Below are 12,787 nucleotides of genomic sequence, written 5' to 3' on the forward strand. Positions count from 1 at the left end.
CGAGTCTCGAGGCCTGAACGGCGGGGCCAAGGGGGGGGCCTCGACCCCGCGCGCCGGAGGCGCGCCGATAAACACTGCCCTAGGCTCGAACAATGGATACCGAGCTGAATCAGGACGCGGTCACCACGGTCCGCGAGTTCTTCACCGCGATGGAGATCGGCGCGCTCGACGAGGCGCTGGAACTGGTGCATCCCGATATCGTCTGGAAGAACACCTCGCTGCCGGATGTGCGCGGAGCACGGCGGGTCGGGAAGTTGCTACGGGGGCTGGACCGGGAGCAGTTCGGGTTCTCGGCGCAGATGCACCATATCGCCGCGGACGGATCGGTGGTGCTCACCGATCGCACCGATGTGCTGCGGTTCGGTCCGGTGCGCATCTCGTTCTGGGTGATGGGGACCTTCGAACTGCGCGACGGCCGGATCGTGCTGTGGCACGACCATTTCAGCTGGGAGAATTTCCTGCGCGGCACCGCGATTGGGGTCGTGAAGGCGCTTTTCGGCCGCTGACCTGCCGGGTCGCGATGGCGCGGAGGCCGTTCGAGAGCGCCGTGGCGCGCTCTCGAACGGCTGCGTCGTGCGCCGGCCCTACGCGTTGGGCCCGTATTCCTCCAGCATCTCGGTGACCAGTGCGGCGATCGGCGACCGCTCACTGCGGGTGAGGGTGATATGCGCGAACAAGGGGTGACCCTTGAGCTTTTCGACCACCGCGGCGACACCGTCGTGCCGGCCGACCCGCAGGTTGTCGCGCTGCGCCACATCATGGGTCAGGACCACCCGGGAACCGCTGCCGAGCCGGCTCAGCACCGTCAGCAGGACATTGCGTTCCAACGACTGGGCTTCGTCCACGATCACGAACGAATCGTGCAGCGACCGGCCTCGAATATGGGTCAGCGGGAGAACTTCCAGCATATCCCGGCCGAGTACCTCCTCCATGACCTCGCGGCTGGCCAGACCGTCCAGGGTGTCGAAGACGGCCTGCGCCCAGGGGCCCATCTTCTCGTTCTCGGTGCCCGGCAGATAACCGAGTTCCTGACCGCCCACCGCGTACAGCGGCCGGAAGACCACGACCTTGCGCTGGGTTCGCTTCTCCAGCACCGCTTCCAGGCCGGCGGTGAGGGCCAGCGCGGATTTACCGGTGCCGGCGCGGCCGCCCAGCGAGACGATGCCGACACTCTCGTCGAGCAGCAGGTCCAATGCCACCCGCTGTTCCGCGGAGCGGCCGTGCAGCCCGAACGCTTCCCGTTCCCGCACCAGCTGCACCCGCTTGTCCGGCGTCACCCGGCCGAGTGCGCTGGAATTGTTGCCCAGCAGCCGGATCCCGGTGTGGCAGGGCAGTTCGCGTGCCTCGTCGAGATCGACGACCGATTCGCTGTAGAGCCGGTCGACGATTTCGGAGGCGGTGTCGATCTCGACCATGCCCGTCCAACCGGAGGTCACCACGTCCTGTGCGTGATATCCCTCCGCCCGTAGACCTACCGCGCTTGCCTTCACCCGCATCGGGATGTCCTTGGACACCAGCACCACCTGACGGCCTTCGGCCGCGAAGTTCAGCGCGCAGGCCAGGATGCGGGAATCGTTGCTCTCGGTGCGGAAACCGACCGGCAACACCGAGGGATCGGTGTGGTTCAGTTCCACCTGCAACGTGCCGCCCTCGGTGCCGATCGGCAGCGGTTCGTCGAGCCGGCCGTGGGCCACGCGCATATCGTCGAGCATGCGCAGGGCCTCGCGGGCGAACCAGCCGAGTTCGTGATGGTGTCGTTTACCTTCGAGTTCGCTGATCACGACCAGCGGCAACACCACATGATGCTCACCGAACCGGGTCACTGCCCAGGGATCCGACAGCAGCACCGAGGTGTCGATGACGAAGGTTTTCAAACCTTTCTCAAAGAAGCGAGAATTCGCCGAAGGGGCGGATACGGAGCGATTATCAGTCACGGTAGGCTCCTATGGTCTGCGCGGCACCCACACAGACAGTCTCGCTGGGCCGGTAGGTCCGGATGGCTGCTGACGTGGTGCGTCAGTGGCCACGAGGACCGGGTGCCGGCCCCCTCGTACTGAGTTTCTCAGTCACGGTCAGGACCTCCCGAGCGAACCGCAACGTGCGACCCGCCACTCCGAAGCTACCTCCTCACCACCCCTGTGCGCTCGGAGAAATGCGGGAGGCTTTGGTGAATTCGCTGTGAACTGACCCCGGTTCGGCCGGTTTCGCGCAGGTCAGCATGGGTATCGACGGCCTGCGATCGATTCGGATCAGGTATCGGTGAAATTCAAGCTGTCCCGGCCCCGGGGCGGCGTGTTCGCTCCGGGTTCGCCTTCGTGTCGCCCGGCGCGGGGCCTCATTCGCGCAACTGCTCCACGAGTACCGGAACATGGCTGTGACCCGGCTCTTTGACTGCGGTGACCAAAGTCACCGGCGGACTGCTGCCGGCGCGCTCCTGTAGCCGGTGCAGTATCTCGCGGGCCGCCGGCTCGGCGAGCTCGGCCCGGTAGCGGTCGGCGAATTCGGTGCGCCGGCCGCCGGGGTCCTCGTGGAACCACCGGCGCAACTCGGTCGAGGGGGTGATCTCCTTGGCCCATTCGTCGATCCGGGCGACGGCCTTGGCGAGGCCGCGCGGCCACAGGCGGTCGACGAGAACCCGGTATCCGTCGTCGGCCGCGGGGGCCTCGTAGATGCGTTTGACCTGGAAGCCGGGCGGTGGGGTGAGGGTTTCGTCGGTCATCGGGTCATCGCAGCACGGTATCGGCCCGGAGTGGGTACGCCACGCGGCGACGGCCCGGCGGCCCTCCCGGAAACCGGGCCCGGAACCCGCCGCCGGGATTAGAGTCGGCGATATGACCCAGTACGAGGAGTTGGACAAGCTCTCGTCGAAGGAACTGCACGACCGCGCGGTGAGGCTCGCGGTGCGGCACGGTGATATCCGCTTCCTCTGGGAACTGCTGACCCGGATCCCGGCGGCGGAGGCCACGGCGGGCCGGGCCGGGGAGAGCGAAGCCGATATCAAATGGGTGGTGCCCATGCTCGACGACTATGTTCACGCAGGTGACGGCGAACTCGCCGAGGCGCTGCGCGGGTTCTATCTGGAGTACTTGACGGAGCATTCCTGATCGTTGCGCAGCGATGTGCACCGCGGACCCGCCGCGGTGCCGGATCGCTACGGCCGCGGCTCACCGGCCGCGGTACTCGCCGAAGAACTCGGTGATCTCGGCGGCCATGAGATCCGCCGCGACATGGTGCAGGTAGTGGGTGTGCACGTCGTGTGTACGCCACGACACGATGTGGTGATCGCGCTCGGCGAACCGCCGGATCCCGTGGAAATCGCCGGTCGAGCCACACAGCGCCAGCGGCACCGTCGACGGTGCGGTGGGGGCGGGGGCCTTGTCCTTCTCGAAGTAGTGCCGGATCGCCGAACCCGCGGTGCCGGTGAACCAGTGGACGGCGATATTGGCGATCACGAACTCGTCGTCCAGGTCCGGGCCCAGGAGCTGTCCGTTCCAGCCGAGCAGGCCCGACGGTGAGTCCGCGAGGGCGTGCGCGAGGGTCTGCGGCTGCTGTGACTGCAGCACATTGAAGCCCATCTTGTTCGCCACGAACCAGTTCAGGGTCTCCAGTGACCGCTGCTCATCGGCATCCAGGTCCGCCAGCTCGGCGGGGTCGCCCGACGGGAACGAATACACCTGGGCCACATGCAATCCCACCACCCGGTCCGGTGTGAGGCGCCCCAGTTCGACCGAGATCGACGATCCGCCGTCGTTGCCCACCGCGCCGAATCGCTCATAGCCGAGCCGGCTCATCAGCTCGGCCCAGGCCCGGGCGATCCGCTGGTCGTTCCAGCCCTTCTCGGTGGTGGGTCCGGAGAAACCGTAACCGGGGACCGAGGGGACGACGAGATCGAAACCCGCGGCGGTCAGCGGCTCGATCAGGCGCAGGAATTCGATGAAGGTGCCGGGCCAGCCGTGGGTGAGTACCAGCGGGAACCCGGTGCCCTGCGGTGCGCGTACGTGCAGGAAGTGGATCCGCTGACCGTCGATCTCGGTCACGAAGTGGGGGTGGGCGTTGAGCTGCTCCTCCAGCTTCCGCCAATCGAGCCGGAGCCAGTGCTCCGCCAGGGTGCGGACCCGGTCGACGCTCACGCCGTACTCGTCGCCGGAGCCCGGAATCTGATCGGTCCAGCGGCTGCGGTGCAGCCGGTTGCGCAGCTCGTCGATATCGGCTTGGGCGACCTCGATGCGGAAGGGCTGGATGGGGGTCATTTCTGATCCTTTGTTTGGAACGGAATGATTTGTTCTGTTTGAAGATAGCAGAACGGGCCATTCCGTTTCAAGCGCTATGCTCTGTGCCTGCCGGAATCAGCGGAAAAACCCTGCTCACAAGCCCATGGGCGGCCGTCGAGCAATCGCCGGGTCGGCGGCCGAAGGGGAGATGCCGGGCCCGCCCCGCGGCCGGGTGAGTTCGCCCGGCGCCGGCAACGCGCCGGAACCCACCCGGCACGGCCGCCGGAAGCGGATCAGCCGGCGTAGGCCTCCCGCATGGCCTGCAGATCGATCTTCTTCATCTGATACATGGCCGCGAGAGCGCGGTCGACCGCCACCGGATCGTCACCGGAGAGCAGTTCGTTGGCCTCGCTGGGCCAGATCTGCCACGGCACCCCGTACTTGTCGTTGAGCCAGCCGCACTGCACCTCCTCGCCGCCGTCGGCGAGCAGCGCCTCCCACAACCGGTCCACCTCGGCCTGATCATCACAGTTCACGAGCAGCGACATGGCGTGGGTGTAGTGGTAGTCGCCGCCGCCGTTGATAGCGGTGAATTGCTGGCCGGCGAGCTGGAAATCGACGAGCATCACCGTCCCCGCTTCCCGCATACCCGACTCCGTATAGCGCTGCACCCCGGTGATCTTCCCGTCCGGGAACAGGGAACAGTAGAACTCCGCGGCCTCCTCGGCCTGGGTGTCGTACCAGAGATTGGTGACGATCTTCTGCATGACGATCCTCCTCGGCTGACGTCTGGTATGCACTGACGACGGATCCCGGAGCCGGAATTGATCGGCCCCGGCCGGATTCGATCGATGATCCGATACCGGGGCTGCGCATCCGGCCCGACCCGCCGGGCCCGGTCGGCGGTAGGCCGACGCTGCGGGTCGGGCCTTGACCTCAGGTCTTCATTCCACCGATCGGTCGCTGCGCTCCTTCGCTCGGTCGCCGGAGAACCGGGCAGGTCCGGCCGTGAAGGTGACCGGGCGGGAAGTGAGGTGGATCGGTGCTGCTCGACGATGTACCGCGCTCGTGGACGATGTTCGGACCCGACCGCCGGGCCCGCTCGGTATGAGTCGGGGCCGGGCGGGCCGAGAGACGATCAGTCGGCGATATCTGCGCCCGTAGCCGGAGGCGGCGCGGCTTCGAGGCGGAGGAACTCCTCGTCGGTGAGCAGCCGGGACCGGATCAGGAACCGCACGCCCTCCGGGGCTTCCAGGGAGAATCCGCTCCCGCGCCCGGACACCACGTCCACCGTCAGATGGGTGTGCTTCCAGTACTGGTACTGGTCCGCGCTCATCCAGAACGGGGTGTCCACATCCACGAGCCCCAGCAGCACATCCTGCGCCCCGACCCGGAACTCGCCTCGCGGGTAACACATGGGGGCGCTGCCGTCGCAGCACCCGCCGGACTGGTGGAACATCACCGGACCGTGCCGTTCGATCAGCTCGTGCAGCAGATCGGCGGCGGTCGCGGTGAGTTCCACCCGGTTCGGGTCCGGCATCAGAAGAACCCGAGCTTCTGCGGTGAGTAGCTGACCAGCAGGTTCTTGGTCTGCTGGTAGTGGTCCAGCATCTGCGCGTGATTCTCCCGGCCGATACCCGACTTCTTGTAGCCGCCGAACGCCGCGTGCGCCGGATAGGCGTGATAGCAGTTCGTCCACACGCGGCCGGCCTTGATACCGCGACCCAGCCGGTAGGCGGTATTGCCATCCCGGGTCCAGACGCCCGCGCCGAGACCGTAGAGGGTGTCGTTCGCGATCTTCAGGGCCTCCTCGGTGGAATCGAAAGTGGTGACCGAGACGACCGGGCCGAAGATCTCCTCCTGGAAGATGCGCATATCGTTGCTGCCCTTGAAGATGGTCGGCTCCACGTAGAAGCCGTTCGGGTAGCCCTCGACCGAACGGGAACCGCCACCGGTGAGCACCTCGGCGCCTTCCTTCTTGCCGATATCGATGTAGGAGAGGATCTTCTCGAGCTGGTCGTTACTGGCCTGCGCGCCGATCATGGTCGCGTCGTCGAGCGGATCACCGCTCACGATCGCCTTGGTGCGTTCCACGCAGCGGGCCATGAACTCGTCGTAGATCGACGAATGGACCAGCGCCCGCGACGGACAGGTGCAGACCTCGCCCTGGTTCAGCGCGAACATCACGAAACCCTCGACCGCCTTGTCCAGGAAATCGTCATCGGCCGCCATGACATCCGGCAGGAAGATATTCGGACTCTTCCCGCCCAGTTCCAGGGTGACCGGGATGATGTTCTCGCTCGCGTACTGCATGATCAAGCGGCCCGTGGTGGTCTCCCCGGTGAACGCCACCTTCGCCACCCGCGGACTCGACGCCAGCGGCTTACCGGTCTCCACCCCGAAACCGTTCACCACGTTCAGCGCACCCGGCGGCAAAAGGTCGCCGATCAGCTCGACCACCTTCATGATCGACGCCGGCGTCTGCTCGGCCGGTTTCAGCACCACCGCGTTACCGGCCGCCAAAGCCGGCGCCAATTTCCAGGTGGCCATGAGAATAGGGAAATTCCACGGAATGATCTGACCCACCACGCCCAGCGGCTCATGGAAGTGATAGGCGATGGTATCGGCGTCGATTTCGCTGATCCCGCCCTCCTGGGCGCGGATGGCCCCGGCGAAATACCGGAAATGATCCACGGCCAGCGGCAGGTCCGCCGCCTTCGTCTCCCGGACCGGTTTCCCGTTCTCCCAGGTCTCCGCGACCGCCAGCGCCTCCAGATTCTCCTCGATCCGATCCGCGATCTTGTTGAGGATATTCGCGCGCTCGGTGGTGGAAGTGGCCCCCCACCCGTCGGCGGCAGCATGCGCGGCATCCAGCGCCAGCTCCACATCGGGTGCGGTGGAACGCGCCACCTCGCAGAAGGTTTCGCCATCGACCGGAGACGGATTGTCGAAGTATTTACCTTCGACGGGCGCGGTCCACTCACCCCCGATGAAATTGTCGTATCGGCGGGCATAGCTGACGATGCTGCCGTCGGCACCGGGCTTGGCGTAGGTCATGAGGTACTCCTCGAAGTGGATTCATGCGGTGCGCGGAGGCCGAAGCGAAGGCGGAGGTATCGCATCATGACGAACTCCTCGGTCGACTCGGGCGCTGAACGCACGCCGGCTAGAGCGTGATATACCTCACTATGCCGCGTACCGGACGGTAGTACGCCGTGTTCGCGACGAAACGTGGGATCGATTCCGGTGGGTCCGGGATCGGCGCTGGTCGAGCTGGTGGCAGCCCGGAAACCGACTTCGACAGCGGGGGATGCGTGCCCGGAATCGCGCACTCCGGGGGTGGATGTCCTGGTGACCGAGTATCCGGATATAGCGCCGACCGATCGGCGACAGTCGGCTGTCCGAGGTACTCGGTCCTGCGGCAGCAGCGGTGGCGCAGGAAACGACGCTGCGTGTGCAGATAGGCAAGACGCCGTCCGATCCGGCAAGGCTCTGCGGGCGCGCACGATCGTTGGCCGAGGTCGCCCCGCTGCAATCGGTCTGATGAATCGTTGACGCCGCGACTGTTCTGACCGGCCGGGCTCCGGGCCGTGATCGAGAACCACGACCACGACCCGCTACGCCGGGGACAGCACCTCCGGCGCGGAAAGTGCCCACCTTCCGTGGCTCTGCGATGACCCGGGCCATCTGTGAAATCGGCCTGGGTGGCGAACGGGTGGGGGAACGAAACGGACTGCCGCGAAGCGATTTCGCGGTACCGGGATCCGGGCGCGGAACCGGAGTGGGGGCGGGTGCGTCCAGTATGGTGAGTGAAGTTTACGGAAGGGTGGGCCGAGCGGAATGGACGTGGGGCAGGGGACCGCGAACGCGCTGTATCAGCAGGCTGTGGCGGGTACATTCCGGATGGAACGGGGGGCCGCGGAACGGTGTGCGGCGGTCTACACGCGGTTGGTCGACACGTGCCTGGATGCCCAGATCGCTGCTTCCGAACGTCTGCGGGATACCTCCGACTTCGGAGGGTTCGACTCCGCGCTCGAACTGGAGAGCAAGTTCGGGGACAAAGGTGCTCTGGCTACGGAGGCCCTGACGGGGATGAAAGAGGCTGCGTTGCGTATGGCTGCGGCCTTCCTTCAAGCCGGCGGCGCCTTCGAGGAAGCCGACGCGATGAACAGGAGAGCTCTCGAAGCGGTGGAGGTCGACCAATGACAATGCGAGCCAAACTTGCTGGGCCTGCTATTTGTGGAGCAATTGCCTTTGCAGTGGCAGGCTGTGTGGGGAGTGAGAGTCCGGCTGCGGTGGAGAGGGCCACGTCCTCGGCTGTGCCGGCGAGTGGGGAAGAAGGATCGATTCGTCCGACGCTGACGGAGTCCGGACTGCAGCCTCCGCCGTTGCAGAACGAATACACCACCGAGGGTCGGCCGGAGGTCGTCTTCGATCCTTGTACTTGGATCAGCGATCAAGCTGCGGAGAAGGCAGGAATGGATCCTGCCAGCCGTCGTCGAGGCGACGATACGGTCGCCGAGTACACATTTCTGACGTGCGATTTCGATAGCCTTCACTGGGATCTGCAGATCAATTCCGGAAATGTGACATGGGAGGAGGATCTGCAGAAAAACGGAGCCTTCGGCGAGCCCTTGACAGTGAACGGTCGCGAAGCGATGTGGGTGCGCGATCCGCAGGAGGTAAAGCGCTGCAGCATCCACCTACGCACGAAGGTCGGCTTCGTTATGTTCACTACCAAGCGAACTTTTGAAGGATCGGAAGCCGGGCTGCAGAAATGCGATGGTGTTCTGGGTGTGGTAGAGGCACTCGAACCGGAGATCGGGTCGGAGAATTAAACCATGAGTGGGGAGCAGTCCACTTCGCCGCTCGGCATCTTCGGGCCGGGCCTGGGTATAGATCCATCGGCTGTGCCCAAACGTCTTTCAGGCCAGCAAAGCCAGTCCGGCGCGGAATATTTCGGGTCTCAGGTTTCACACGGTGATCGAGACCCGTCGTACATCACGCGGATGGAGCAATTCGAAGGGATGTCACATGAGGAGATATTTTTAAAGGTCGAGGCGATGAAGCCCGGTGTCATGCATGAGGTTGCCGGCACCTATGAGTCCATCGCGAACGCATTGAGTGGCGCCCTGCTCGGCGCCCACCTTTCCCTCCAGCGGGAGCTTTCTGAGGGCATGGGCGGTCAATTCGCTGACGCTGCTGTGCAAGCTACAAAGAAATTCTACGACCAGGCCAATGACGTGCAGGAAGTTCTCCGCGCGGTTGGATTCCGACTGGATGCTGCTGCCTACGGTGCCGAGGTCGTGCGTAGATCGGTCCCACCGCTGCCTGCGCATACACCGGGAACCAACCCCGCGATCACCACGTCTGTGGTCGATCCGGCCCAGATCACGCAGACGGTTGTCGGCGCAACCGATCCCGCTGCTGCTGCCGCACTCGATCGTTATAAGGAAGAGCAACGGCTGGTCGCGGTGGAAGCCATGAATATGGCGTACAAGCCGACCTACCAGCCCGCGGGCGACGGCGTGCCGACCTTCGTTCCGGTCCAGGCTCCAGGTGACGGGCCGGGGCCGTCCGTCCCGGGTGGGACGTCCACCACCGGGCCCGACGGCACCACAACGACCTCGGCCACTCCCGGTGGTGAAACTCCGGGCTCCGAAATGCCCGGAGAGAGCCAGGCCGAGGGGGAAGGCACCGAAACCGCCGGTACGGAAGAGGATTCGCAGACCGCCACCGCCGGCATGAACGAGAACCCGACCACCCAGCAGCCGAGCACCACACCCGGCACCCCGACCGGCGACCCGCAGCGCACCACCCCGTCGACTACCACCGGTTCGCCTTCTGTATCCACCGGGAATCCGGCCGGGATGCCCGCCGGTACCCCGCAGACGCACACCCCGGGCAAGACGGTGACCGGGACTCCCGGTGGGCCCAATTCCTCCACCGGGTCTCCGAGCGCGGCTTCCACGGCCGCGGGTACCAGCCGGGGAATGTCCGGGATGCCGGGCATGATGTCCTCGGGCGCGGGTAAGCGCGGTGCGGACGACGACGAGCACAAGACCCCCGACTACCTGATCCAGGATCGTGAAGAGGAGTTGTTCGGTCCTCGGATCAGTGCCTTGGGTGGTGTTCTCGGGGCCGACGCCCCTGCCGCGCAGCCGGCCGATGATCGCGGTGACCGGCGGTGAAATGGGAGTTCACTCCGGACGAATTCATGCACGTCTGGAAGGAGACCGGTAAGGACCGGTATCCGTATCCCCTGGAGGTGCGGTCGTCGGTGCGCTGGGAGGACGAGTTCCAGCGGTTGGCGGCCGGGATCGCGTCCTCGTACCCGCGAGGTGGTGACCCCGAGCTCACCGCCGCGTTGCGAGTCGCCGCCGATCCCGAGTACACGCTCACTCTCTCGGGTAGCCGCCGGCACCGGATCCGCGCATACGGGGCGTTCGTTGGGCAGGTGGCCGTCACCGTCGTACAATTCCCCGGCACCACTACCGATTTCGACGGCAAGTTCGTGCTGCAGATCGGCTCGTCCTCGCTCGTCCCCAGAATCTTTCTACAGATCCTCGGGGAACAGCCGAAGGGGAGCCGGGCACCGCTGGTGGAGAGTATCGATCGGCTCCGCGACACCTATGAGGTGTGGAACGGCGGCAAACCCCAGCCTGCCGACCGGATGCGCCGACTGCTGAAGGCGCCGCGCGCGGGGTCCGGGTTCCTGGAGGCGCGCCACCGGTTGCGTGAGCCGGACCCGCCGCCACCTCGCTACCTGAGCTGGTTCGATGTCGCCGACGACGGGCGCTACATCTATCGGCACCGCTACCAGGATTTCCATATCGACCCGATCTCGCACGCGGAGTTGAGCCGCGAGATCGACCGGCTCGCCGCCACCGGACACGACTGAGCGGTGGTGAGCTTTCCGGGCTATCGGGGATCTCGATCGAGGGGTAGCTGCTCCGGGGAGTGTAGGTAGCGAGCAGGCGTTTCGGCTCCTCGCGGGTGCCGGGGCAGGACCCATCGAGGGCGATTCCGGTGACCCGGACCTCACGCGTCGCACGCCGACATCGCCGGGACGCGGCATAGGGTCGGGAATATGAGCGAGGAGAAGCAGTACCGCATCGAGCACGACACCATGGGCGAGGTCCGGGTTCCAATGGACGCGCTGTGGCGTGCCCAGACTCAGCGGGCGGTGGAGAACTTCCCGATCAGTGGGCGGGGGCTGGAGCGGGCGCAGATCCGGGCGCTCGGGCTGTTGAAGGGGGCCTGCGCGGTCGTCAACCGGGATCTGGGGTTGCTCGATGAGGAGCGGGCCGCGGCGATCGTCGCGGCCGCCACCGAGATCGCGGAGGGCCGCCACGACGACCAGTTCCCGATCGATGTGTTCCAGACCGGGTCGGGGACCAGTTCGAATATGAACGCCAACGAGGTGATCGCCTCGATCGCGGCCGCGGGCGGGGTCACCGTGCACCCGAACGATCACGTGAACATGTCCCAGTCGTCGAACGACACCTTCCCGACCGCGACCCATCTGGCCGCCACCGAGGCCGTGATCAAAGATCTGCTGCCCGCCCTGGAGCATCTGCGGCTGGCGCTGCTGGACAAGGCGACCGAATGGCGCACGGTGGTGAAATCGGGGCGCACCCATCTGATGGACGCGGTCCCGGTGACGCTGGGCCAGGAGTTCGGCGGCTATACCCGGCAGGTCGCGGCGGGTATGGAGCGGCTGCTGGCGACGCTGCCGCGGCTGGGTGAACTGCCGATCGGCGGTACCGCGGTCGGGACCGGGTTGAACGCGCCCGCCGGGTTCGGGGTGAAGGTGGTGGCGGAGTTGGTGCGGGCCACCGGGATCGACGCGCTGACCGAGGCCGAGGATCATTTCGAGGCGCAGGCGGCGCGGGACGGGCTGGTGGAGGTCTCCGGGGCGCTGCGCACGGTCGCGGTGAGCCTGACCAAGATCGCCAACGATATTCGCTGGATGGGTTCGGGTCCGCTGACCGGGCTGGGTGAACTGCAACTGCCCGATCTGCAGCCGGGTAGTTCGATCATGCCGGGAAAGGTGAATCCGGTACTGCCGGAGGCGGTCACCCAGGTGGCGGCGCAGGTGATCGGAAACGATGCCGCGGTCGCTTTCGCGGGGGCGGGCGGCCATTTCGAGCTGAATGTCTACATCCCGGTGATGGCACGTAATGTGCTCGAATCCATCCGGCTGCTGGCGGCGGTGTCCCGGCTGTTCGCCGACCGGTGTGTGCACGGGTTGACCGCCGACGCCGAACGGCTGCGTACCCTGGCCGAATCCTCGCCTTCCATTGTGACCCCGCTGAATTCGGTGATCGGTTACGAGGAGGCGGCGGCGGTGGCCAAACAGGCGCTGCGGGAGCAGAAGACGATCCGTCAGACGGTGATCGATCGCGGACTGATCGGAGAGGCGCTGAGTGAGGAGGAACTCGACCGGCGCCTGGACGTGCTGTCCATGACGAATATCGACAACGACTGACGCCGCGCCGCCGCGGGGGCCAGGGGTGACGCGGCATTCGCTGCGACGCGACCGGCGATCAACGGTCGCGTCGCACCGTGGGTGG

The 12,787-nt window shown here is 66.0% G+C and carries 13 protein-coding genes; 7 read left to right on the forward strand and 6 right to left on the reverse strand.

Features of this window, described 5'->3' with window-relative positions; genetic code table 11:
* Positions 1–92 precede the first annotated feature (92 nt).
* Complete coding sequence (locus tag ACLML9_RS04805) at positions 93–506, forward strand: limonene-1,2-epoxide hydrolase family protein (protein WP_030522169.1); 414 nt, start codon at positions 93–95, stop codon at positions 504–506.
* Between the two features lie 78 nt (positions 507–584).
* On the opposite strand, the gene ACLML9_RS04810 is transcribed toward ACLML9_RS04805, so the two are convergent.
* Together ACLML9_RS04810 and ACLML9_RS04815 are read right to left on the reverse strand one after the other, a co-directional pair.
* On the reverse strand, positions 585–1,934 hold the full coding sequence (locus tag ACLML9_RS04810; RefSeq protein WP_411944332.1) for a PhoH family protein: 1,350 nt from the start codon (positions 1,932–1,934) through the stop codon (positions 585–587).
* 401 nt (positions 1,935–2,335) lie between these two features.
* The gene (locus ACLML9_RS04815) at positions 2,336–2,719 is read right to left on the reverse strand and encodes a DUF488 domain-containing protein (protein ID WP_411944333.1); all 384 of its coding nucleotides are present in this window, start codon (positions 2,717–2,719) and stop codon (positions 2,336–2,338) included.
* A 112-nt stretch (positions 2,720–2,831) separates the two neighbouring features.
* Between ACLML9_RS04815 and ACLML9_RS04820 the strand changes: the two genes are divergently transcribed.
* Entirely contained in the window at positions 2,832–3,104 is a 273-nt protein-coding gene (locus ACLML9_RS04820; RefSeq protein ID WP_411944334.1) for a hypothetical protein, read from the forward strand.
* Positions 3,105–3,164: 60 nt separating this feature from the next.
* On the opposite strand, the gene ACLML9_RS04825 is transcribed toward ACLML9_RS04820, so the two are convergent.
* From ACLML9_RS04825 to adh, 4 genes are all read right to left on the reverse strand, one after another.
* Positions 3,165–4,250: an epoxide hydrolase family protein gene (locus tag ACLML9_RS04825; RefSeq protein WP_411944335.1), complete on the reverse strand. Its 1,086-nt coding sequence runs from the start codon at positions 4,248–4,250 to the stop codon at positions 3,165–3,167.
* 254 nt (positions 4,251–4,504) lie between these two features.
* Positions 4,505–4,978, reverse strand: a complete 474-nt coding sequence (locus tag ACLML9_RS04830) for a VOC family protein (RefSeq protein ID WP_411944336.1) — start codon at positions 4,976–4,978, stop codon at positions 4,505–4,507.
* A 371-nt stretch (positions 4,979–5,349) separates the two neighbouring features.
* Positions 5,350–5,751 (reverse strand): DUF779 domain-containing protein, encoded by a 402-nt coding sequence (locus tag ACLML9_RS04835; RefSeq protein ID WP_411944337.1) that lies wholly within the window; start codon positions 5,749–5,751, stop codon positions 5,350–5,352.
* Entirely contained in the window at positions 5,751–7,268 is a 1,518-nt protein-coding gene (adh, locus tag ACLML9_RS04840; RefSeq protein WP_411944338.1) for an aldehyde dehydrogenase, read from the reverse strand. The genes ACLML9_RS04835 and adh overlap by 1 nt, the downstream gene beginning before the upstream one ends.
* 783 nt (positions 7,269–8,051) lie before the next feature.
* Between adh and ACLML9_RS04845 the strand changes: the two genes are divergently transcribed.
* The 5 genes from ACLML9_RS04845 to ACLML9_RS04865 all read left to right on the forward strand — a co-directional run bounded on the left by ACLML9_RS04845 (position 8,052) and on the right by ACLML9_RS04865 (position 12,702).
* Positions 8,052–8,417: a hypothetical protein gene (locus ACLML9_RS04845; RefSeq protein WP_411944339.1), complete on the forward strand. Its 366-nt coding sequence runs from the start codon at positions 8,052–8,054 to the stop codon at positions 8,415–8,417.
* A gap of 2 nt (positions 8,418–8,419) precedes the next feature.
* A complete protein-coding gene (locus ACLML9_RS04850) occupies positions 8,420–9,049 on the forward strand; it encodes a DUF3558 domain-containing protein (RefSeq protein WP_411944387.1) in 630 nt (209 codons plus the stop codon).
* Positions 9,050–9,052: 3 nt separating this feature from the next.
* A complete protein-coding gene (locus ACLML9_RS04855; RefSeq protein ID WP_411944340.1) occupies positions 9,053–10,402 on the forward strand; it encodes a hypothetical protein in 1,350 nt (449 codons plus the stop codon).
* A complete protein-coding gene (locus ACLML9_RS04860) occupies positions 10,399–11,112 on the forward strand; it encodes an ESX secretion-associated protein EspG (RefSeq protein ID WP_411944341.1) in 714 nt (237 codons plus the stop codon). Before ACLML9_RS04855 ends, ACLML9_RS04860 begins: the two co-directional genes overlap by 4 nt.
* 189 nt (positions 11,113–11,301) lie before the next feature.
* Positions 11,302–12,702 carry a class II fumarate hydratase gene (locus ACLML9_RS04865; RefSeq protein WP_411944342.1) on the forward strand — a complete coding sequence of 467 codons (1,401 nt, stop codon included), beginning with the start codon at positions 11,302–11,304 and terminating at the stop codon, positions 12,700–12,702.
* Positions 12,703–12,787 lie beyond the last annotated feature (85 nt).

This window comes from Nocardia sp. NPDC002869 (genome assembly GCF_046764065.1).
Taxonomy (GTDB): domain Bacteria; phylum Actinomycetota; class Actinomycetes; order Mycobacteriales; family Mycobacteriaceae; genus Nocardia; species Nocardia rhamnosiphila.